Here is a 21,457-nt window from a genome sequence, read left to right on the forward strand (position 1 = left end):
CTGTGAAGAAAACGCTAGTAAAGAACGTTAAATGGCAAGAGGCCATCGAATATGCAGTCCTCAAAACGAAACACAATTTGTCCCTGCACAACCAGAAGTTCCCCCATATTTCCAATGACAAGTGTTATGAATGGGGTGATAACGAGGACTGGATCGAAGGCTTCTGGACTGGGATAGTCTGGCTATGTTACGAGTACAGCGGTGACGAATATCTGCGCTTGCAGGCTAATACCCAGATTGATAGCTTTCATCGCAGGCTCCAGGCCAAACATGCTCTAGAACATCATGACATTGGCTTCTTATATGGCTTATCCGCACTCGCGGGCTGGATCGTTGAGGAGGACGAGCGGCACAAGCTGCTTGCACTGCGCGCTGCTGACCATCTACTGGGACGTTGGAGAGAGGAATCTGGGCTCATTCAGGCTTGGGGGCCGGAAGATGACCCCGAAAATGGAGGGCGTATCATCATCGACTGTTTAATGAATCTCCCGCTGCTGTATTGGGCTTCCAACGCAACCGGCAATTCTCGCTATGCGGAGGTTGCCGTCCTACAGGCTGAGTTGTCAAGGAAGTTTCTTGTGCGGGGAGATGACTCGTCCTATCACACCTTTTATTTTGACCAAAGTGGAAATTCGCTTAGAGGGGGAACACATCAAGGCTACAGTGACGGGTCTACCTGGACGCGAGGACAGGCGTGGGGCATCTATGGTTTTGCTCTATCTTATCGCTACACGGGAAACATAGGTTTTCTGGAAACGTCGAAGCGCCTTGCTGTTTATTTCATAGAACGAATACCGGCTGACGGCATCGTCTATTGGGACTTTAATGTTCCCGTGACGGGCTCCACCAATCGAGACAGCTCGGCTTCCGCCATTGCTGCTTGCGGCATACTGGAACTACTGGAGCATCTGGAACCAGCTGATCCGCTCAGACAGCGACTAGAGGATGCAGTCATGCTGACCATGACGGCACTAGCCAAGTCCTCAATGGACATGTCGCAGGAAAACGAAGGCCTTATCGATCATGGATCATATCATGTCAGGGGCAACTATGGGTTGGATGGTTATATGATCTGGGGGGACTATTATTATCTTGAAGCGCTACTGCGCCTGGAAAAGCAGATTCCTGGGTATTGGTATGAGCGGGATAAGAGTGAACCTTACCATATTTGAACAGTGGAGTAGTTCCCGGGCAGGTGGTTAAGTCGCCTGCTGCCTGCGATTTACCCGAGAGTTCATTCTTCCTGATTTTTTGAAGCGGCTAGAATTTCGTTCGCATGTTTATAGGCGTTTGCTGCAAAATCAAAAATTTGGGAGGGGTTGGTATGCAAGTGTATAATCAGCCATTCATTAAGGCGTTTTTCTTCCGTCTTATCATTATGCTGCTGGTTCTGTCGCTCATCATTCCCGCTGTAGCCTTGCCGCCGGCGTTCGCTGCCGGCACCGTATACGTAAATGTTAACTATGATGAAAGCGGAAATGCCAAGAATACGAAGCTCTATAACGGCTCCACATACAGTGGCTCGGTCGGCGGTGGTTGGGGCATCTATAATTCTTCGGCAGAAACAGATTATGTAACTATAGAAAACGCTCCCCAGCGTGAGGATTACAGTCTCAAAATCGTCTCTAATACCAAAAACGTGAGTACCGGAAGAAATAATCTGGGCGGAACGGTAGCTGGCAATACTGGCATCGCCGGAAAGCTGGTTTTTGAAGCATCAGTTTATATGAACAGTACTACGCATCGCAGGGAGATTCAGTTCAGAAGCCTGAACGCCCCTTACCCCGCTACAAGCACTACCAATGTTTCCGCCCTTACCTTCAATACTGCAGGAGAAATACGGGATGCCAGTAATCAGCTCCTGGCCCACTACGAGAAGAATTCATGGTACAACATAAAAATGTTCATAGACAACTCAGCCCGCTCCATATCCTATTTCCTGAATGACCAGTATTTAGGGGAAGCCTCGCTGCCTTCCGTCTGGCTGAATATTAGACATATATACCTACATCAGTATTTTCAAAGCGGGCTGCAGGCAGAGTGGATGGTCGATGACCTGAAACTGGCGAATTACGTACCACTTACGGGAATCCGTAGTTCAGTGGCAATGTTTGAGCTGCCGGAGAGCGCCAGCACCAATATAGCGGTTACGCTTTTGCCGCAAGATGCTTCCGACCAGCGCTTACTTTGGAGTACGGATGACCCTGACGTGGCTACGGTGACTAATGGTACGGTTTATGCGCTCAAAGAAGGCAGCACTACAGTGAATGTAAGCACTTATGAAGGCAATTATTCGCTTGCGGTTCAAGTGACAGTGACCAAACCGGTGCTTCCGCTGGGCATCATATTGCCGGATGAAGTTAATCTGGCGGTAACAAGCACGCAAGTACTGAAGCCTGTATTTAATCCCCAGAATACGACGAATCAGGCATTGGACTGGAGTTCCAACAACCCTGCTGTTGCCACCATAAATGCCGTTGGAGAAATTACCGGAATATCGGTCGGCTCTACGGTGATTTCAGCAGTATCACAAGCTGATTCGACGATCTTCGCAGAGGTTACCGTTGTTGTTACTCCATATATTCCTGTCACCTCTGTTACCATTACCCATCCACCCTCACAAATTTCCAAATACGACAGCCTCCAACTCACTGCGAATGTAGAGCCGGCGAATGCAACGGACTCTGAGCTAAGCTGGGTTTCCGATCACCCTGAAATCGTAAGTGTGACTGCAGATGGCACAATACAGGCACTTGCCGTCGGTACGGCTACGGTGTCCGCAAGTACGGTTAACGGAGTAGCGGATTCGGTTACGCTTGAGGTGGTTGCTCCCCAGCCGGAAAATCCCGAGGAATATGATGAAATCAGGCTGCGCTGGAAGGAGACTCTGATCGGCAAAGATTCTCTGGATGTCAATGACGCAGCGGTGCAAGCCATTATTGAAGCCAATGCGTCTGCAGCTCAACAATACTGGGAGAGCATGCAACTCGCATCGGGAGGCACAACGCTCTGGAATGACCTGCCCGCTTCCGCCAGTGATTCTACTTTTATCAACAACCACTATACCCGATTGAAGACAATGGCATTAGCCTATCAGACTAAAGGAACCTCTCTATACCATAATTCCGGGCTAAAGGACGACCTGTTGCAAGCCATGGACTGGATGCTGGATGAGTTGTATACGGACACGGGCACCGAATTCGGCAACTGGTGGAACTGGGATATCGGCGTTCCCAATCGTTTGGCCGATATTCTGATCCTGATGTATGACGATTTGACACCGGAACAAATTCTGAGGAATACGGCCAGCATCGATCATTATATCGGGGACATCACCGCCGCCTCTTTTACACAGACAGGTGCCAACCGCTCCGATATTATGCTGATTCAAGTCCGCATGGGGCTTGTCGAACATAACTATGACCGGCTAATTCAGGCCAGGAATGGGATGAGTGAGCTATTTCAGTACACAGCAGCAGGCGACGGATTCTATGAAGACGGCTCGTATGTGCAGCACAGCACGATAGCCTACACGGGAAGTTATGGGGAGGTTCTGATACAGGGGATGGGGAACCTGCTGTTTCTGCTGAACGGAAGCACCTGGGAGCCGGTTGTTCCCGAGATGAATAATGTCTATCGGTGGATCGACGAAGGATTTGCTCCTATTCTATATAAAGGGCAGGCTATCGATATGACGAGAGGACGCGCAATCGTCAGGCCGGCAGGAGATGCTTATTACTCCGGCAGAAATATTCTGGTAGGTATCGCACGAATTGCACTGACCTCTCCTGCCGAACTTTCACTTAAATTAAAGAGCTTGGTGAAATATCATGTAGAATATCAGCTGAGCCGGGGGGTAACCTACTATCAATTTCCGCTCGATTTGGCAGATACGATCAGGCATTGGGTGGAAGATCCTGCGATAGTTCCTGCTAGCGAGGTTCAGGCACACTATGAGTTGAATGGTATGGCTCGCAGTGTACATTGGGGAGAGGACTTTCTGTTCGGAGTCAGTAAAAGTTCAAAGCGCATTGCCACCTATGAGCTTACCAACGGAGAGAATCCTAAAGGCTGGTATACTGGTGACGGGATGACGTATCTCTACAACCAGGATTTGTCCCAGTATACAGGCAGCTTCTGGGCAACGGTGAACTGGAACCGGCTGCCGGGCACAACAGTTGTCTCGCGCACAAGGAATTCCAGCAATTATCAAAACGGGGATGGTGAGACCGTCCCGCTTAATTCCTGGGCAGGCGGTACAACGTTGGATAGTTTCGGCGTTACAGGCATGGAACTGATTCAGAGCGGCACACAAATGAAGGCACGGAAATCCTGGTTTGCTTTTGACAATGAAATTGTTGCGCTAGGTGCTGGCATTGCAAGCACAGATAACCTTCCTGTAGAAAGCGTCATTGAGCAGCGGAAGCTGAAGGAAGACAACTCCAACAGTTTCTTCCTGGATGGCGAAGCCCTGAATGGGATCATCGAAAATGAAGAGATAGAGAGGCCATCATGGGCTTATCTGGAGGGTAATGTGACAGATTCGAACATTGGTTATATCTTCCCGGATCATTCGTCCATCAAATTAACCAGACAAATTCAAGAGGGAAGATGGTCCGACGTTAATCTCAGCAACCCTCCTTCTGCAACATCACCTACCGACCTGCTACAGAATTATTTCCTGACCATGTGGATTGATCATGGGGATAATCCTGCTGACAGCAAGTATGAATATATGATTTTGCCAAATGCAAGCAAGCAGGAAACCAAAGAATACGCCGATTCCCCGGATGTCACCATTCTTGCCAATTCACAAACGGTTCAGGCGGTCCGAGAGAATACGCTTGACGTTGCCGGGTATAATTTCTGGACGGATACTCTGACTTCGGCAGGTGGTGTTACTTCGAATAAGCAAGCCTCTGTCATGATTAGAAACAATCCGGAGGCGGATACGATTGAGCTTGCGGTGTCTGATCCTACGCTGGAGAATCAGGGTTACATTGAACTGGAACTGGATGCAGATGCAGCGGGCATACTGGGTAAAGACGATCGGATCGAGGTCTTGCAATTATCACCCACGGTGAAGCTGAAGATTAATATGCGAGATACCCTTGGACAGACATTGCTGATTACACTGCAAACCCAATTGGAACCATGACAAAGCCGATTGTCTTGTGGAACAGGAGTGGAGATTGGCTTATTTTGACACACAAGAGCATGAACTCTTCAAACAACAAATCCATCTGTTCTTAAATGATATACCGAAGAATTCTGATAATTCTGATCATTTATAAGTCAGTTAAATAAAGATGAAAAGGGGATTAAAACATTAATTCCTTGGAGACAAAAGCGTTAACCTAAAAGTTCCTTCATCCACGAATGGATGAAGGAACTTTTTTATAGCATTCGTGATAATTTCCTGTACTCTCGAGGAGATATTCCTTCATGTTTGCGGAATGTGCGACTGAAATAATGAATATCAGGGTAACCGCTTTGTGTGCCTACGACCTCGATGGGACAGTCCGTTTCCCGCAACAATTTGCGGGCTTCCCTTAGGCGGATGGATTGAATGTATTCGTTTGGAGGCATGCCAACCATTTGTTTGAACAGTTTTGCCATGTGGTCTATGCTAAGATTCATTTGTTTGGCTATGCCTGAATTGGTCCAAGGCTCTGAGGGAGCATCTTCGATCTGCCTCATGAGTTCACGCAGCTTATCCCCATGAACGGAAACATGGCGTGATGAGTTCAGATAAGGTGATCGCAGCAGATGGGTGAGCAATTGCAGCATCAAGGCTTTGCATATGAGCTCATAACCTGGCGGACGCATCGTAAATTCATGGACCAGCTGTTCCATAAGTTGAACTGCAGAAGAGGACGGTGAATAGACAGGGGTCGCGGATAAAGGTGGCATCCCTTCTGCGCAGGCTTCTGCGGCGAATTTATGCAGCTGAATAGTCTCTTCATTTACAACCATATCTGCCTCAGTTTGAATGGTTAACTCGTTGAAAAAGTCAAAGTGAATACCAATGAAACGTGCCTCGGGACGAGATACGACTTCATTTTGATGATATACCCCGGAAGGTAACATAATGAGTTCTCCAGCTTTTAGGGTATAGCGTTTATCGTCCATGTAGGTCGCTGCTTCACCCTGACAGACGTAGAGAAGTTCGAAATCATACAGTCGCCGTCTGGGGAGTTTGCCTGGAGGTAGAGTCTGAAATTGTGCATAGTGGACATTGGGAGACCATTCCTTGTAATTGGCAGTTCTTTGTACTGGATAATCCCTTTGCGGAGGTGACACAGGCTTCAACTCCTCTCTATGTAATTCATTGCCATGATCAGATTATGAAAACAGAACGGAATTGTACAAATAATCTCTTGATCTTCTAAATCAAATTCAGAAAAGGTTATATATAATACAACTATTATTACATCTTCATTCCATATATACAATATCACGGATTAAGTCAAATTAAGGAGATGAAGCGGGATGGACTTTCTTCCTGTGGAACGGAGCAGCCCCTACCATTGTCATGCATTCAAGTTCACGACGCAGGGAAAGTTGCCAACTCCTTCGGATTGGGAACATTGTGTGCCTCTGAATTTGGTCAATACAGTGACGGGTTTGCCACCTCTGCAATCAACCGAAGTACGTTTGGGGTGGAGTGAGGAATACCTGCATATCCGTTATGTGTGTCAGGACCCCTACGTCGTATCCAATTTCACGGAAAGAGATCAACCTCTGTACGAACAAGACGTAGTTGAAATCTTTATCGACGAAAAAGGGGATGGCCGAAGTTACATGGAGCTGGAGATCAGTCCGAACAACGTGATTTTCGATGCTCTCATCCAAAATGATGACGGACAGGGCAAGAAGCTGAAGGTAGATGTAACTTGGCGCCTAGAGGGACTTCAAACCGAGGTGGAAGCCGATGACCAAGGTAACCGACTGTACTGTATTCATATCCCGTCCGATAATTTCAACTCACCCTTGACTTCAGGATTATGTTGGAGAGTTAACATGTATCGCATTGATGAGAATGAACAGGGAGAACGGGAATATCAGGCTTGGCAGCCAACCGGAGCCATTAACTTTCATATGTCATCCAAGTTTGGTCTATTGCAATTGGCTTAGCATTGCCATTCATAACGACGAGGAGGTAATGAAGATGAAAAAAGGAATAAATATATGGTCGTTTCCAGGGAACTTAGCCATCGCAGACTGTATTAGGACAGCTAAGAAGGCTGGATTCGAGGGGATTGAACTATCGCTGAACGGAGAAGGGGAGCTAAGCCTGTCAACCACAGATCAGGAAGTTCGCGATATTCAAGGACGTCTTGAAGAGGCAGGAATTGAGATTGCAGGTCTAGCTACCGGACTATACTGGGATTATCCGATGACGAGTGCGAATACGCAGACTCGCACCAAAGCAATGGATGTGTGCAAAAAACAGTTGGAACTCGCAGCCGCATTTGGCGTGGATACGATCTTGGTAATTCCCGGTGCCGTAGGGGTTGATTTTATCCCTGAGAGCGAAGTGACTGATTACGAGGTGGCCTATGAGCGGGCTCAAGAAGCTATCGCATACCTGCTGCCATATGCTGAAAGTGCCGGAGTATCGATCGGAATTGAAAATGTATGGAACAAGTTTCTGGTGTCGCCGCTCGAACTTCGTACGTTCATCGATTCCTTCCAATCCAAGTATGTTGGCTCCTATTTCGACGTAGGCAATGTGGTGCAGAGCGGCTATCCGGAACAATGGGTTCGTATTCTGGGGCATCGGATCAAAAAGGTCCATTTAAAGGATTATCGCCGGCAAGCGGGTGGACTACATGGCTTTGTGGATCTACTCGCCGGAGATGTGAATTATCCCGCTGTTATGGAAGCATTACGTAACATTGGTTACGACAACTACGTTACGGCAGAGATGATTCCGCCATACACCCATCATTCTGAGCAGATAGTCTACAACACGTCCAGAGCGATGGATGCTATTCTGGAGAGATCCATTTATTGAAATCATATAACAACGCATTTATAAAATATCATTTTTACATTAGGAGGGAAACACATGTTGAAAGTGGGCTTGGTTGGTTTTGGTTTTATGGGGCGCATGCATTTTGATAACTATATACGCCTCGCCTCGGAAGGGGAATCTGTCGAACTAGTTGCTATCTGTGATTTGAAAATAGATGAACTACAGCATGGTAAAGCATCCGGAAATATGGCAACAGAGCAAGAAATTTATGACCTCACACCTTATCGGCTATACGACGACATCGCAGAAATGGTGGAGCAAGAAGAACTGGATATCATTGATATTACATTGCCTACACCGCTGCACGCAGAGCTCACATGTGCCATGTTGGACAAAGGCATCCATGTGCTTTGTGAAAAGCCAGTCGCACGCCATTCATCAGATGGTTGGAAGATGGCCCATGCCGCAAAACAGACGGGAAAAACACTGATGATCGGTCAATGTTTACGCTTTTGGCCAGCATATGAATATCTCAAGTCAGTGGTTGATGAGAAGCGGTATGGAGCGGTGAAAGCAGGTTATTTCTTCCGTGGTTCAGGTTTGCCTCAAGAATGGTTTCTGGATGGTGACAAAAGCGGTGGCTGTATATTAGATATGCATATCCATGATACGGATATCATCCACTGGTTATTTGGAAAACCGGACCAGGTTTCTACACTCGCTCGTAATGTGAATCCAGGGAGTGGCTATGATATCCTATCGACCCATTATCTATATCCTGATGGAAAGGTACTGAATGCACAGGCAGATTGGACGTTAGAGGGTGATTACGGTTTCTCAATGACATTCCGCGTTAATTTTGAGAAGGGAAACCTTGTATTTGAGAATGGAGAACTAAAAGTGAATCCGAATGATGCACCAGGCTTTGTTGCCGATCTTTCTCCAGACTCGGGGTATTATCAACAAATCCGGTACTTTATCCGCTCGGTTGCAGCAGGGGAACCAGTGTCGGTATGCACCCCAGAGAGCGCGATAGGAAGTCTTGAAATTATAGAAGCAGAGATACGCTCAGCAGATGAACGAGGTGCACTTATAACGCTCGGGGAAAAGGCTAGCAGCCTGACAGCGGAGGTATAGTTTATTTCATTAATTATGTTTCTTCTGATGGACAAAAACCTGCACTCTGTAGAATGGAACAGATAAGACCGTATTCATATTCGAGCCCCACTTTTAATTATTTCTGAGGAGAGGCGATTTGGGAATTATAAAAGTAAAATAATTATTCAACTAACGGGAACGATAGCTTAATAAAACTAAGAAAGCAGCTGATCTATATGATCGGCTGCTATTTTTTTACTAATGGACTGGTCTCTATCAATCCATTGGTAGCCTCTTACATGATTATTTCAAGGATGGAAGCCATCCCGACAAGAGCGCTCCGCCGCGGGTATCGTTGTCAGCCATAAGTTCGCCTCCATGTCGCCGGATGATGCGTTCGGATATAGCCATGCCCAGACCGCTGCCTCCAGTAGAACGGTTCCGGGACATCTCGCCTCGAAATAAGGGTTCGAATACCCGCTTCAGTTCATTCTCTGCAAATCCTGAACCCGTATCTCGGATTGTAAACCTGACTTGATCGGTAATGCTGTTGCACTCTATGATAATTTTTCCGGAATCAGGGGTGTATCTGACGGCATTATCCATTAAATTGCTGATCGCGCGTTCTAGCAGATGAGCGTCGCCGCGAACAATGCATGCACCTGTTAAATGCAAATTTATTGAGATATTCTTTTGCTGAGCCGAGGGCGCCACATTTTCTACCGATTGCTGCAGAACAGTGTGCAGGTTTACGACTTCTTCGATAAGCATAAATTCGCTATAATCCATTTTGGAAAACGTAAATAGATCCTCGACCAAACGGTGCAGCTGTAATGCTTTTTCTTTGCATACGGCGACGTACTTCGCAGTTTTTTCTTGTGATTGGGCTATCCCCAGTTCAAGTCCTTCGAGGTATCCACGCAGTGCAAAGAGCGGGGTTCTAAGATCGTGTGCCACAGCGGCAATGACGAAACGACGTTCCTCTTCGAGGCTCGTTTGTTTCAAGTGAGACGTTTGCAATCCTTGTACCATCTCGTCAAAAGCATCCCGGACATCGGCAATTTCCTTGATGTGTGAAGCAGGAATAGGCACGTTCCAATCCCCGGAAGCAAGCAATCGCACAGACGTACTAAGCCTCTCAAGCGGTTTGATCAAAAAATGCCGCATCGCCATGCTGATGACAAACAAGGCAACCAAAAATCCGATAAAGATTGAGAACACTTGGAGCTGGTTTGTTTTAGGAATGTAAAGTTCGATTTTCCCTTTTATTTGACCATCTGCGAGCAATGTATATCGTTCAACAGTTGAATATCTATTGATATGGTCCGCATTAGTACGATAAATCTCCTGTCCGGCAGCGGAGACCAGGGAAACCTTCATGTTTGTATCATCCAACAGGCCTTTCAACTGCACCTGCCATTCGGGTACACTCCAGCGGTCCATATTCGCTTCGATCTGCCCAATAATCTCATTCTGTTGCATTTGTTGTTCTTCATTCAGCAGTGGAGCTGCGGAAAATCGTAAGGTTCCGGTTTCGATATAATGAGCGGTCAAAAAGAGGAGCCAAGGCAACAGCAGGATGAACAGCAGAAAAAGCAACATGAGTTTACGAATCCTTAACGTTCTCACGTGAACCTCCTTCGTAGCGATATCCCACGCCCCAAACGTTCACCAGATATTGCGGATTAGCCGGATCGATTTCGATCTTCTCGCGCAAGCGGCTTACATGCACACGAACCGTATGTCTGTCGCCAATGCCTGCCCAATACTTGTCCAGCAATTGATCATACGTAAATACGTGCTTGGGGTGCTGGGTAAACAGCAGCAACAATTCATATTCTTTGGGGGTAAACATGACTTTGTTGCCTTCTACGAATACTTCTCTGGATACGAGGTTTAATTGCAGATGACCGTTTTCCAGCAAAGATTCTACCGTGGTCTGAGGTGGGGAAGAAGTACGTCTTAATACAGCCTTTACTCTAGCAACAATTTCGCCAGGAGAAGCCGTTTTCACAATGTAGTCATCTCCACCCAGCGAAAGCCCTCTAATTTTATCCACGTCATCACTTTTGGCGCTTAAGAACAATATCGGCACAGAACTTTCTTTGCGAATCTGGCGGCACAAATCGAAGCCGTTCTGTCCAGGCATCATGATGTCCAGAACGATACATTGAATGGCACAATGCTGGAGCGCATCCCAAGCCTCAGTAGCGTTGCAAGCCGTGATGACACGAAATTGTTCGTGTTCCAAGAAGTCTTTTAATAATTCGACAATGCTAAGGTCGTCGTCAACAATAAGCACAGTAATTGAATCGTTCATCCGTATCCCACCTTCAAAACCTAGTGTAACATGGGCGTATTGAAAACGAATGAATGTTTATAATTTTGTGATATTTTGTTGATGGTTTTGTGGCGGGTGTGCGCCTTCTTTCGAGAGGTTTTGTTGGTATCCTTTTCAAAGGAACAGGGAGAATTCCCTGCATCAGGATCGAAATCAGAGGGAGGACATATTTATGTTGCATGTTCAAATTGTGTTGTTTGATGGTTTTGATCTCTTGGATGCAATTGCGCCTTATGAAGTGTTTATTGCGGCATCGATGTATACTGAAGAAGCCCTGAGGGTAGAACTAGTGACCGCGGAAGGGCCACGGGACGTCACAAGTGGCATTCAAGGGCTGGAGATCGAGGCGACTGGGAAACTGGATCCTGAATGTGGGGGCATGATCCTTGTGCCGGGCGCATCCGGTAAAGTCTCCGGAGAGGAGCCTGATTCAATTCCAATCATTCTGAACCATGCTGCTGGTACAGAAATTTCTGTAAAGATTAGACAAGCATTGGAACGAGAAGACGTTCTAGTTGCTACGGTGTGTGGCGGTTCGCTTCTGCTTGCGATGGCAGGTTTGCTTGAAGGCAGACATGCAGTTACGCATCATATGGGCATGGGAGTTTTGGGCGCTACCGGTGCATTTCCTATTCAGGCACGCATTGTGGATGACGGCAATTTGGTGAGTGCAGGTGGTGTGACTTCTGGGCTTGATGTTGCGTTATATTTAGTGGAACGTACACTAGGCCCTCGTATCGCACATGCCGTGGAACAGCTATTTGAATTTGAGCGGCGGGGAACGGTATGGAAAGCAGAAGGAATGGTGCGGGCGGATGACATGGACGCGACAGGAAAAGAAGAGGAAATAAAATTCGCGCCGGTTACCCTAGAGAAGGTGCATACCTCTGCGTCACTTTACGAAGGGAAATGGGAAGTAGTCATCTCAACACCAATTGGAAAACTTGAAACTAGGCTTGTGATTCATACAGATAACGGCAGCATTCGGGGCACAGCTACGCAAGACGGTGAGACTGTGGAACTCATCCAACCTCGGGATCAGGGTGATAAATTAGTCTGGGATCTTCGGGTGAGCAAACCGATGAAATTACAGCTTCATTTTGAGGTAAACGTACAAGGGGATGTGATGACTGGAACTGCCAAGGCTGGTTTCTTGCCAGCATCGAAACTGACAGGTCATCGCTTAGTTTGATTGAGATTCAGTGTAACGACAGATGATATTAGAAATGGAAAGGTTCAATCATGAAAAAAACAAACATGGCCTACCGCGTTTTGGTCGGGGTCAGCATCATTTTCATTCTGTATTCACTAGTTAGACATTACGTATTCGATCCGGAAGCAACCGCATTTCTCAATCACAAAACCGGGCTGAAGCGTGAATTGAATCTTCCGGTATGGCTAAAAATCATGTACATTCATGTTGCATTTGCATGTTTAGCAATGGCAGCAGGATTAGTCAATTTTTCAAGCTTCATACTGGAGAAACACCGGAAAATTCATCGGATCAATGGGTATGTCTATGTCGTTTCTGTGATGATGGTTGTGCTGACATCCGGCTACATGGCTCCATATTCCACAGGAGGCAAGATCAACAGCATCGCATTTAACATAATCAACATCATTTGGCCACTAATGACAGTTATGGCGATTGTGCAGATTAAAAAGAAACGAATCGTAAAACACCGGAATTACATGATCCGAAGTTATGCTTTCTGTTTTACGAATATGTTGATTCACCTAATCACATATATGTTCAATGAAGGCTTCGGCTTGGCCTATGCGAGTAGTTATACATATGGTTTGTATAGCAGCCTCGTTCTGTTATTGATCTTTCCGGACATGTTTATCCGGTATCTGAATAAGATTAAAAAAAACAAAACGATCGAAACCTATTTTTCGTAGGTTTCGATCGTTTTTGTTGAACTGTAACAACGTTACATGTCATGTAACGATTCTTTTCTATCCGTAACAAAGTTTATCCTATCTAAAAAATTTGAATTTTAGCTCAAAAGACTTGATACCGCAGTTTTTTTTTCGGTACTTTCCATGATCTATATGTCTAAGAAATTTAAATTGACATATCGCAAATGATCGATATAATAAGGGTTATGAATCCAATTGAAGTATTTAAAGCCATTTCGAATGAATCCAGGTTACAGATCTTACAATGGCTCAAAGAACCATACGTGCATTTCAAACCCCATGAAGGAGTGGATATGAAGGAAGTAGGGGTTTGTGTAAGTCAAATAACCGACAAGCTTAACATGACACAGTCAACGGCTTCTCAATATCTTACGATATTGCAGCGGGCAGGGTTGATTACAACAAAACGGATAGGCAAATTTACGTATTATCAGAGAGACGAGGAAGCCATAAAGCAATTGGCTCGTTATATGATGAATGATATGTAAGTCGTTACTGAGTTCTTACCAAGAATTCAGTTTTTTCTCCGCTCATCATTTCGACAATTCGTTATATGTTTATTTGTAATTATACATATCTACATTTCGCAATATGTCATTTATTATACTTTATTAAAGGAGTTGTATTACATATGTCATCGAGTTTGAAAGTCTATATTTTAGCTATCGTTAGTTTTTTGGTTGGGACTTCTGAGTATATTTTATCTGGCATTTTAGATAAGGTAGCCGGGTCTTTTGATGTCTCACTGGCTGCAGCTGGTCAGTTAATCACCATTTTTTCTCTGGTCTATGCTTTATTCACTCCAATTCTAATGGCGATAACCGCGAGTATGGACAGACGAAAATTGATCATTATTGGCCTAGCAATATTTGTGATTTCTAATATCCTCGCATTTACCCTACCAGGATATGGACTGTTTGTAGTTGCTCGTATCATTATGGCGATTGGTGCAGGAGTTGTTGTGGTCACTGCTTTAAATATTGCAGCTAAAATAGCACCAGCAGGTAAACAAGCAAGTGCTATTGCCACAGTGGTCATGGGTTTCACAGCATCATTAATCGTTGGTGTACCTCTTGGACGAATCACAGCCGACACTCTTGGTTGGAAATCAGTGTTTGGGGGGATTGCACTTTTGGGGATTATCGCAATGATCATTCTTTCTTTCGCCATTCCGCGTATTAAGGGGGACGCGCCCATTCCGTTAAGACAGCAGTTAAGTTTATTGAAAAAGCCTAAAGTTGCATTAGGATTATCGATTACCTTCTTTTGGCTTGGAGGATACTCCATCGCTTATACGTACCTCTCTCCCTATTTGCTTGAAGTATCGGGACTAGGTGATAAATATCTCAGCGGCGCATTGCTTATATTTGGTATAGCCAGCATGATTGGCTCCAAAATCGGCGGCTTCAGTACGGACCGGTGGGGCGTTCATCGAACATTATCCGGTGGATTGGCACTCCACATTGTCATGCTGATCCTGTTGTCCGTTGTGACCCATACATTACTTGGTGTAATGATCGTTCTTTTGTTGTGGTCCTTCTCAGCATGGTCATCCGGTCCAACGCAGCAATATCATTTAACGACAATTGAACCTGAAGCATCAGGAGTTATGCTTGGTCTTAATCAGTCCATGATGCAGCTTGCTATGGCAGCAGGTGCTGGTGTGGGAGGGATAGCTGTTGAAACGATCTCTCTCACGTCGATTACATGGATTGGTGCTGCTGGGATTGCGATTGCAATATTTGCATTGGTCATCCTAAATAAAATGAATACCGTTACAAAAGTTAATTCCAGCATCAACTATAAGTGAATTACAAGGAGCACTCTTCTGAAGAGTGCTCTGTTTGCTTTTACCCTATTATATTAATGTGCGACTTTTATTTAATAATCGGAGTGTTTATTTTGTATTAGACTAAAAACACAACAATGGAACAGGAGACTTTAATCCATACATACGGGGATTAATTCAGTTAGCAAGCGAGTAAACATGCGAAAACATAACTTTATAGTATGTGTGTGAGAAATGAAAAAAACATTATTGGCTTGTATTATGATAATGTTGATGCGAGCATCGGCTTGTGGAAATGTTGAAACAACATCATATCCCAATGCATCAAGTGAGCTTACACCTGAAACGGAAGAGTCTTTTATTCCAGAAAACAAATCCGATTGTATTGTAGATCGTATAAGTTTGGATCGTGAAACTGAAGAATATCTTTATGGAACATGGAAAGTTGAGAAACTTCTAGGATTTGCAAATTCATATAATGAGGCTGCTGAATATCCAACAGGGCAAAATTTATTGGAGATAGAATTATAACCAAAAAAAGACCTTTTTTCATCAAAAGGACTTAAAAAAACTATAGTAAATATCAATATGAACTGAAGAATGCAATATATGATATCACTATTCAGAATCCCACACGGCCATGAAGTGGATTGATTCATTACGGTGATCCGTATCAAAGGTAGAAGTACAGAACATTACGCTAACGGGAAACGATAATTTAATATACCAAGAAAGCAGCTGATCTATGGGATCGGCTGCTTTTGTTCAACTATAGGACAGTTTAGTTGAATATTAATTGCTCTGAACTACCACAAAGGCGAATATTCTTTTGGGGAAAAGACGGAAAAGAACTCCCCAGTTCCAGGCTCTCATGTACAAGAACAAGTTCCCACTTAGATAAGAATTTAAGTGCAGCAATGAAACAGGAGCAGGTACCTCAGGCAGGCAACACTGCTCCTTGTAATATAGGATATCCTTTCAAACACCCTGTTTGATTAAACTCCAGATGCGTTCAAACCGCTCTTGGTAGTCTGGTGAATTCCATGATTCCTTAAAAGAGGGGAGACTAAACACCGCAAAAGCAGATAGTATTGCCTCGGCCCGTTCAAAGTGAGGATCGTTATAACCCATAAACCCATCAATAATTTGATATGAATCCCAGAGAACATCCCGTAATACCAAAGGATTACTGTCCACATACTGTGTATTCAATGCGAACATTTTGGGATTCTCATTATAAGCGCGTTTTTTGGCATTCACAAATGCCCAAAGCCAGTCGTGGAGCACTTCCTGGGATGAGGCCAAATGCGCCATGTTTATACTGATTTGTTCTGAAATCATCCGATTGAACCAGTTTTTAGCTACAGCTGCCCAGAGTTCTTGTTTATTTTTAAAATGCTTATAGAGTGCTGCATGGGTAATATTCAATTCATCCGCTATTTGTGAGAGCGTCACTTCGGATTTCTCCGTGCGCTCCATTAATGCTTCGGCAGTTTCAATAATAAGCTGCTGCGTGATTTTAGCCATTTGTTATGGCAGGTGAATATGGGGCTTTTTGAAGCGACCAGTTACTGCTATACCCCAGTCTCACACCGTTCTGCCCAACCCTTCTTTCGTTAGTTAGTCTTTACCACCCGGTAATCATACCTTTTAATTTATTTTAGCATATAAAATATGTAGTAACAAACGTTGACTTTTGTAACCAATAAGATTATGCTTGCTGTGTAAGTTACAAAATTAAATAAATGTTACTTGGTGAAACTGCATACAGGAGGATAATTTTATGAAAGCAGCACAGATTACCCAATATTCAAAACAGTTTAAAGTTGAAGTACGCGATATCCCAGTCCCGGAAATAACGGATCACGAAGTTTTGGTGAAGGTAAAAGCTGCGGCGGTCAACCACCTGGAACTGCTTATCGCGACCGGAAGCGTGAAGTTAATCCAGGACTATGCGTTCCCGCTGACACTCGGTAATGAGCTCACTGGTATTGTCGAAAAGATTGGCAAGAACGTCACTGGTTTCAAAGTTGGCGATGCGATTTATACACGGCTCCCGCTGCAAAAAATCGGTGCGTTTGCCGAATACGCGGCGATTCATGCGGATGCCATCGCTCACTTACCGGGTAATCTGGATTTTGTAACCGGTGCCGCTGCGCCTTTAACAGGATTGACAGCCTATCAAAGTTTGCATGAAGAGCTAGCTGCAAAAGCTGGAGAAAGTTTGTTCATTCCCGGCGGCTCTGGTTCATTTGGCCAAATGGCTATTCCTATCGCTAAAAGCATGGGGCTGAAGGTCATCGTTAGTGGAAGTCCAACAGCACGCGAACGTACAATGGCCGCTGGAGCGAGTCAATACATTGACTACACGACCGAGAACTATTGGGAACGACTTCGCGATCTTGATTATGTGATCGATACCTTGGGACCCAGTGAATTCGATCATGAACTCTCCGTCATTAAACCAGGCGGTCATCTTCTTTCGCTAAGAACAGGCCCTAATAAACGTTTTGCTAAAGCAATGGGCTTACCGTGGTGGAAACAAAAGCTATTTAGCATTGCCGGAGCCAAGTATGATCACAAAGCAAAGAAAAAGAAGATCGAATATCATTTCGTCTTTGTACGCAGCGATGGAGAGCAGTTACGAAAAATTACTAAGATTATTGAAAAGAACGGAATTGTTCCCGCGGTGGACCCTACAGAGTTTCGCATTGAAGATATCAATGAAGCTCTAAACCTTGTTGCAACAGGTCATCCTAAAGGAAAAGTTATTATCCGATTTTAAGGGAAGGGGGTGATGATCATGAAATTGAAAGGCAGAACCATTCTGGTGACTGGTGGTACGTCCGGAATTGGCTTTGCTTTTGCGAAACGACTGCACGACATGGGGAATACGGTAATCATAACTGGACGCTCACAACAACGAATCGACCAGATCTTAAATAACAATCCCGGCTTTATAGGCATAGTGGCTGATGTTAGCAATCCCAATAGTGTAGAGCATCTTGCGAAGGAACTAACCATTCACTATCCCAAACTGGATATTGTTATGAATAATGCAGGTATTATACACGAATTCGACTTGTTTGATGAAACAGTCACTTACGAGCATCTTACTGCAGAAATTGCCACAAATTTGAACGGGACAATCTACGTGACCAAGGCATTATTACCCCTGTTAGCTAAACAACAGGAGGCAATGATTGTTAACATGAGTTCTCTACTTGCCAATATTACTATTGCCAACGCACCTACGTATTCTGCTACAAAGGCTGGCATTCACATGTTTAGTGATGCGTTACGTGAGCAAATTCGGGCTAAAGGTAAAAACATACATGTAATGGAACTTTGTCCACCGGTTATTTCGGAAACCAATCTCACAGACACTTTTAACGAAGGCTTATTAAATAAGATGATTTCCTTGCCATTAGAGAAGCTTGTTCATGTTGGTATTAAAGGGATGGAGAAAAATAAACTGCGAGTAAATGCGGGGTTTACGAAAGTTATGCGCTTTTCCATGAAGTTCGCTCCGGATTTCATCACACATACTTGGGGACGAATGCTCCTCAAATCAAAGCAGTAAGGATGAGTAAGTGGTGACACCTTCAAAATTCTTTACCGATCGTTCTCAATATGTTATATTGACTAACAGGGAGGGAACCAAATGGCAAGGAGTAAGGAATTCGAAGAGAATGTAGTATTAGAAAAGGCGATGAAGCTCTTCTGGGAACAGGGCTACGAGAAGACATCGATAGCGGACTTAGTGGAGCATATGGGGATTCACCGAAGAAGTTTATATGACACGTTTGGCGATAAGCACACACTGTTTCTGAAAGCGATGGACCGATTTCACGATAAATTAAGTGCTGGGCTTGCAGGAGAGGTTAAACGCTCTAAGACTGCTGCGGAGGCATTACAGCTTATTTTCAGTTCCGTAATCTGGAGTGTGGATGACTCACCTTCCGGTTGTTTGATGGTAAATTCAGCTGTGGAACTTGCAATGCGGGATACCGAGGTTGATATTAAGACCACAGATTTGTTTGTTTTATCAGAACAGTTGTTTAGAGATATTATTCGGTGGGGACAGCAGAATGGAGAGTTTAGTACTGGTTTTAGTGCTGAAGACCAAGCGGAACATTTGCATGCCGTTTATGTAGGGATAAGAGTAATGACAAGAACCTCCATACCCACGGAAAAATTGCAACATATAGCCGATACATCGATTCACCTGCTAACTAAATAATGATTGAAGATCCGACTAAGAAAGTATGGTTGCATCATTCCCTATGCACTTTCTAGTATGATCGTTCTTAAATTAATGATCTATCCTTCATTTAAATAATCTTACTAAATGGTGCTTTATTCAATCATTATTAGAATGATCGTTCTCAAACGTTAAGCCTTTGGGCCCTGATTTTATTATGAATAATTACAATCCAAAACAAACAAAAAAGGAGCTAATACCATGAACATTTCTAAACAAGTCGCATTGGTTACTGGAGCAAACAGGGGGCTTGGCCGCCAGCTTACACTTGAACTTCTTTCTAGAGGGGCTAAGGTTTACGCAGGGGCAAGAAATCCAGAGACCATCGATATCCCCGGCGTTATACCTGTAAAGCTTGATGTAACCAATCCTCAAGAGGTAGCAGCAGCTGCAAGCCTTGCTAAGGACGTTACCCTTCTCATCAACAATGCAGGATCATCTACAGGTGCTTCTCTCCTGGAAGGGGATTTGGCAAAAATCCAGCTGGAAATGGATACGCATTTCTTCGGTACGTTATCCATGGTTCGTGCTTTTGCCCCGGTCATTGAAAACAACGGTGGAGGTACGGTTCTGAATATTCTTTCCGCATTATCTTGGTTCAGTGGCGGAACTGCGGGTGCTTATACTGCTGCGAAGGCTGCAGCTTGGGCATTGACGAACGATCTGCGTTTGAATTTGTACCCTCGTCAGATTAGAGTTGCAGGCTTACATGTAGGATTTATGGAAACAGACATGACAGCCGGTCTTGATGCTCCCAAATCGAACCCTTCAGATGTTGCGAGAATGGCTATTGATGGCATCGAAAGCGGCAGCTTTGAGATTCTTGCCGATGATAACAGTCGAATGATTCAAGCTGGACTTTCCGGTGGCGTTGCTACTCTATACCCGCATCTTTCTTAATTACAATTACGGTTTGGACTAAAATTAAAGAGGAGTGTTCAAAATGAACAAATTGTGGAGTGAAACCAAAGTCGGTAATCTGAAATTGCCGCATCGTTTAGCTATGGCACCGATGACACGCAGCAGAGCAGAAGAAGACGGTACGCCGGGTGAATTAACCTCCCTGTATTATGCACAAAGAGCTTCGATGGGGCTTCTCATTACGGAAGGGGCACAACCATCCGATGATGGTCAAGGTTACCTGTGGTCGCCGGGGATTTATACGGAACAACATATTGAAGGGTGGAAAAAAGTTACAGATGCCGTTCATGCAGCTGGCGGATTTATGTTTATCCAGTTAATGCATGCTGGCCGGATGTCTCATCCCGACAATACACCCCATCATCGTCAGCCCGTTGCGCCATCAGCGATTGCTCCTGGTGTACAGATGTTTACCGCTACAGGCATGGAGGACATCCCTGTTCCGCGCGAGTTAACCAAAGAGGATATTCAGACGACCATTGCCGATTTCCGCAAAGCAGCAGCAGCGGCTATTGAAGCCGGAGCAGACGGCGTTGAAATTCATGGAGCTAATGGATATCTCATTAATCAATTCATTGGTGAAAATTCGAATACACGGACGGATGAATATGGAGGATCGATCGAAAACCGGGCCCGCTTCGCAATTGAAGTGACCAAAGCCGTTGTAGAAGAAATTGGCGCTTCAAGAACAGGCTTCCGTATTTCACCGGGGACACCTCTTGGAGGAATTGAGGATGGGGAACAAGGTCCTGAACTTTATCTCTACCTGGTCCAAGAATTAGCGAAGCTGAATTTGGCTTACCTTCATGTGATGCATCTTGGAAATGAAAAGCTGCTGCAGGACGTTCGCTCCATTTGGACCAATCCACTATTAGTCAACCGGGCAGGACGTGCTCTGGAAGATCTGAGTAACGATCTTGATAACGGCATAGCTGATATCGTACCAGTTGGTGCATGGTCATTAGCTAATCCGGATTTAGTAGAGCGCCTTAAAACAGGGGCACCATTAAATGAGGCAGATCCTAAAACCTTCTTCGCGGCAGGAAGTAAAGGCTACACGGACTATCCTACCTTACAAGATTTAGAAGCACAAAAGAGCTAAGAAGTAGTTAAAGGACTAATACGTCGTTAAACTAACGG

The 21,457-nt window shown here is 44.8% G+C and carries 19 protein-coding genes; 15 read left to right on the top strand and 4 right to left on the bottom strand.

Translation table 11 applies throughout. From position 1 onward, the window contains the following. The first annotated feature begins 2 nt into the window (after nucleotides 1-2). Both PIL01S_RS08370 and PIL01S_RS08375 read left to right on the top strand, forming a co-directional pair. On the top strand, nucleotides 3-1,172 hold the full coding sequence (locus tag PIL01S_RS08370) for a glycoside hydrolase family 88 protein (RefSeq protein WP_246058126.1): 1,170 nt from the start codon (nucleotides 3-5) through the stop codon (nucleotides 1,170-1,172). A 152-nt stretch (nucleotides 1,173-1,324) separates the two neighbouring features. Then, nucleotides 1,325-5,158, top strand: a complete 3,834-nt coding sequence (locus tag PIL01S_RS08375) for a polysaccharide lyase family 8 super-sandwich domain-containing protein (RefSeq protein WP_164764187.1) — start codon at nucleotides 1,325-1,327, stop codon at nucleotides 5,156-5,158. A gap of 239 nt (nucleotides 5,159-5,397) precedes the next feature. Here PIL01S_RS08375 and PIL01S_RS08380 read toward each other — a convergent pair whose 3' ends face one another. Continuing rightward, entirely contained in the window at nucleotides 5,398-6,303 is a 906-nt protein-coding gene (locus PIL01S_RS08380; protein ID WP_127537122.1) for a helix-turn-helix domain-containing protein, read from the bottom strand. Between the two features lie 189 nt (nucleotides 6,304-6,492). Here PIL01S_RS08380 and PIL01S_RS08385 point away from each other — a divergent pair, with 189 nt between their 5' ends. From PIL01S_RS08385 to PIL01S_RS08395, 3 genes are read left to right on the top strand one after another with little or no spacing between them, the layout of a single operon-like run. After that, nucleotides 6,493-7,137, top strand: coding sequence for a carbohydrate-binding family 9-like protein (locus PIL01S_RS08385; protein ID WP_127537123.1), 645 nt, complete (start codon nucleotides 6,493-6,495; stop codon nucleotides 7,135-7,137). A 34-nt stretch (nucleotides 7,138-7,171) separates the two neighbouring features. Beyond that, complete coding sequence (locus PIL01S_RS08390) at nucleotides 7,172-8,020, top strand: sugar phosphate isomerase/epimerase family protein (RefSeq protein WP_127537124.1); 849 nt, start codon at nucleotides 7,172-7,174, stop codon at nucleotides 8,018-8,020. 54 nt (nucleotides 8,021-8,074) lie between these two features. Further along, nucleotides 8,075-9,118, top strand: a complete 1,044-nt coding sequence (locus PIL01S_RS08395; RefSeq protein ID WP_127537125.1) for a Gfo/Idh/MocA family protein — start codon at nucleotides 8,075-8,077, stop codon at nucleotides 9,116-9,118. Nucleotides 9,119-9,382: 264 nt separating this feature from the next. Here the strand turns inward: PIL01S_RS08395 and PIL01S_RS08400 are convergent, their stop codons facing one another. Both PIL01S_RS08400 and PIL01S_RS08405 read right to left on the bottom strand, forming a co-directional pair. Next, on the bottom strand, nucleotides 9,383-10,708 hold the full coding sequence (locus PIL01S_RS08400) for a sensor histidine kinase (protein WP_127537126.1): 1,326 nt from the start codon (nucleotides 10,706-10,708) through the stop codon (nucleotides 9,383-9,385). After that, nucleotides 10,686-11,399 carry a response regulator transcription factor gene (locus PIL01S_RS08405; RefSeq protein WP_127537127.1) on the bottom strand — a complete coding sequence of 238 codons (714 nt, stop codon included), beginning with the start codon at nucleotides 11,397-11,399 and terminating at the stop codon, nucleotides 10,686-10,688. The genes PIL01S_RS08400 and PIL01S_RS08405 overlap by 23 nt, the downstream gene beginning before the upstream one ends. Nucleotides 11,400-11,592: 193 nt before the next feature. Here PIL01S_RS08405 and PIL01S_RS08410 point away from each other — a divergent pair, with 193 nt between their 5' ends. The 5 genes from PIL01S_RS08410 (at nucleotide 11,593) to PIL01S_RS08430 (ending at nucleotide 15,663) form a co-directional block, all read left to right on the top strand. Further along, entirely contained in the window at nucleotides 11,593-12,612 is a 1,020-nt protein-coding gene (locus tag PIL01S_RS08410) for a DJ-1/PfpI family protein (RefSeq protein WP_127537128.1), read from the top strand. A 50-nt stretch (nucleotides 12,613-12,662) separates the two neighbouring features. Then, complete coding sequence (locus tag PIL01S_RS08415; protein WP_127537129.1) at nucleotides 12,663-13,322, top strand: DUF2306 domain-containing protein; 660 nt, start codon at nucleotides 12,663-12,665, stop codon at nucleotides 13,320-13,322. Nucleotides 13,323-13,528: 206 nt separating this feature from the next. Next, nucleotides 13,529-13,831, top strand: coding sequence for an ArsR/SmtB family transcription factor (locus PIL01S_RS08420; RefSeq protein ID WP_095357945.1), 303 nt, complete (start codon nucleotides 13,529-13,531; stop codon nucleotides 13,829-13,831). A gap of 143 nt (nucleotides 13,832-13,974) precedes the next feature. Then, nucleotides 13,975-15,153, top strand: a complete 1,179-nt coding sequence (locus PIL01S_RS08425; protein WP_127537130.1) for an MFS transporter — start codon at nucleotides 13,975-13,977, stop codon at nucleotides 15,151-15,153. Between the two features lie 213 nt (nucleotides 15,154-15,366). Beyond that, a complete protein-coding gene (locus tag PIL01S_RS08430; RefSeq protein WP_246058127.1) occupies nucleotides 15,367-15,663 on the top strand; it encodes a hypothetical protein in 297 nt (98 codons plus the stop codon). Nucleotides 15,664-16,110: 447 nt separating this feature from the next. Here the strand turns inward: PIL01S_RS08430 and PIL01S_RS08435 are convergent, their stop codons facing one another. Further along, nucleotides 16,111-16,659 (bottom strand): TetR/AcrR family transcriptional regulator, encoded by a 549-nt coding sequence (locus PIL01S_RS08435; RefSeq protein ID WP_127537131.1) that lies wholly within the window; start codon nucleotides 16,657-16,659, stop codon nucleotides 16,111-16,113. 256 nt (nucleotides 16,660-16,915) lie between these two features. On the opposite strand from PIL01S_RS08435, the gene PIL01S_RS08440 reads away from it, so the two are divergent. The 5 genes from PIL01S_RS08440 (at nucleotide 16,916) to PIL01S_RS08460 (ending at nucleotide 21,419) form a co-directional block, all read left to right on the top strand. After that, nucleotides 16,916-17,917: an NADP-dependent oxidoreductase gene (locus tag PIL01S_RS08440; RefSeq protein ID WP_127537132.1), complete on the top strand. Its 1,002-nt coding sequence runs from the start codon at nucleotides 16,916-16,918 to the stop codon at nucleotides 17,915-17,917. Nucleotides 17,918-17,935: 18 nt separating this feature from the next. Further along, nucleotides 17,936-18,715: an SDR family oxidoreductase gene (locus PIL01S_RS08445; protein ID WP_127537133.1), complete on the top strand. Its 780-nt coding sequence runs from the start codon at nucleotides 17,936-17,938 to the stop codon at nucleotides 18,713-18,715. A gap of 81 nt (nucleotides 18,716-18,796) precedes the next feature. Continuing rightward, entirely contained in the window at nucleotides 18,797-19,375 is a 579-nt protein-coding gene (locus PIL01S_RS08450; RefSeq protein ID WP_127537134.1) for a TetR/AcrR family transcriptional regulator, read from the top strand. Between the two features lie 222 nt (nucleotides 19,376-19,597). After that, entirely contained in the window at nucleotides 19,598-20,296 is a 699-nt protein-coding gene (locus PIL01S_RS08455; protein ID WP_127537135.1) for an SDR family oxidoreductase, read from the top strand. Nucleotides 20,297-20,339: 43 nt separating this feature from the next. Continuing rightward, nucleotides 20,340-21,419: an alkene reductase gene (locus tag PIL01S_RS08460; RefSeq protein WP_127537136.1), complete on the top strand. Its 1,080-nt coding sequence runs from the start codon at nucleotides 20,340-20,342 to the stop codon at nucleotides 21,417-21,419. The last annotated feature ends 38 nt before the right edge of the window (nucleotides 21,420-21,457 follow it).

This window comes from Paenibacillus illinoisensis NBRC 15959, from assembly GCF_004000925.1.
Classification (GTDB): Bacteria; Bacillota; Bacilli; order Paenibacillales; family Paenibacillaceae; genus Paenibacillus; species Paenibacillus illinoisensis.

What these genes read in the sequence shown, in the direction of transcription:
- PIL01S_RS08415 (WP_127537129.1), top strand. Translation starts at nt 12,663, where the DNA reads ATGAAAAAAACAAACATGGCCTACCGCGTTTTGGTCGGGGTCAGCATC.
- PIL01S_RS08430 (WP_246058127.1), top strand. Translation starts at nt 15,367, where the DNA reads ATGAAAAAAACATTATTGGCTTGTATTATGATAATGTTGATGCGAGCA.
- PIL01S_RS08460 (WP_127537136.1), top strand. Translation starts at nt 20,340, where the DNA reads ATGAACAAATTGTGGAGTGAAACCAAAGTCGGTAATCTGAAATTGCCG.
- PIL01S_RS08445 (WP_127537133.1), top strand. Translation starts at nt 17,936, where the DNA reads ATGAAATTGAAAGGCAGAACCATTCTGGTGACTGGTGGTACGTCCGGA.
- PIL01S_RS08390 (WP_127537124.1), top strand. Translation starts at nt 7,172, where the DNA reads ATGAAAAAAGGAATAAATATATGGTCGTTTCCAGGGAACTTAGCCATC.
- PIL01S_RS08395 (WP_127537125.1), top strand. Translation starts at nt 8,075, where the DNA reads ATGTTGAAAGTGGGCTTGGTTGGTTTTGGTTTTATGGGGCGCATGCAT.
- PIL01S_RS08425 (WP_127537130.1), top strand. Translation starts at nt 13,975, where the DNA reads ATGTCATCGAGTTTGAAAGTCTATATTTTAGCTATCGTTAGTTTTTTG.
- PIL01S_RS08405 (WP_127537127.1), bottom strand. Translation starts at nt 11,399, where the DNA reads ATGAACGATTCAATTACTGTGCTTATTGTTGACGACGACCTTAGCATT.
- PIL01S_RS08375 (WP_164764187.1), top strand. Translation starts at nt 1,325, where the DNA reads ATGCAAGTGTATAATCAGCCATTCATTAAGGCGTTTTTCTTCCGTCTT.
- PIL01S_RS08420 (WP_095357945.1), top strand. Translation starts at nt 13,529, where the DNA reads ATGAATCCAATTGAAGTATTTAAAGCCATTTCGAATGAATCCAGGTTA.
- PIL01S_RS08385 (WP_127537123.1), top strand. Translation starts at nt 6,493, where the DNA reads ATGGACTTTCTTCCTGTGGAACGGAGCAGCCCCTACCATTGTCATGCA.
- PIL01S_RS08455 (WP_127537135.1), top strand. Translation starts at nt 19,598, where the DNA reads ATGAACATTTCTAAACAAGTCGCATTGGTTACTGGAGCAAACAGGGGG.
- PIL01S_RS08410 (WP_127537128.1), top strand. Translation starts at nt 11,593, where the DNA reads ATGTTGCATGTTCAAATTGTGTTGTTTGATGGTTTTGATCTCTTGGAT.
- PIL01S_RS08440 (WP_127537132.1), top strand. Translation starts at nt 16,916, where the DNA reads ATGAAAGCAGCACAGATTACCCAATATTCAAAACAGTTTAAAGTTGAA.
- PIL01S_RS08435 (WP_127537131.1), bottom strand. Translation starts at nt 16,659, where the DNA reads ATGGCTAAAATCACGCAGCAGCTTATTATTGAAACTGCCGAAGCATTA.
- PIL01S_RS08450 (WP_127537134.1), top strand. Translation starts at nt 18,797, where the DNA reads ATGGCAAGGAGTAAGGAATTCGAAGAGAATGTAGTATTAGAAAAGGCG.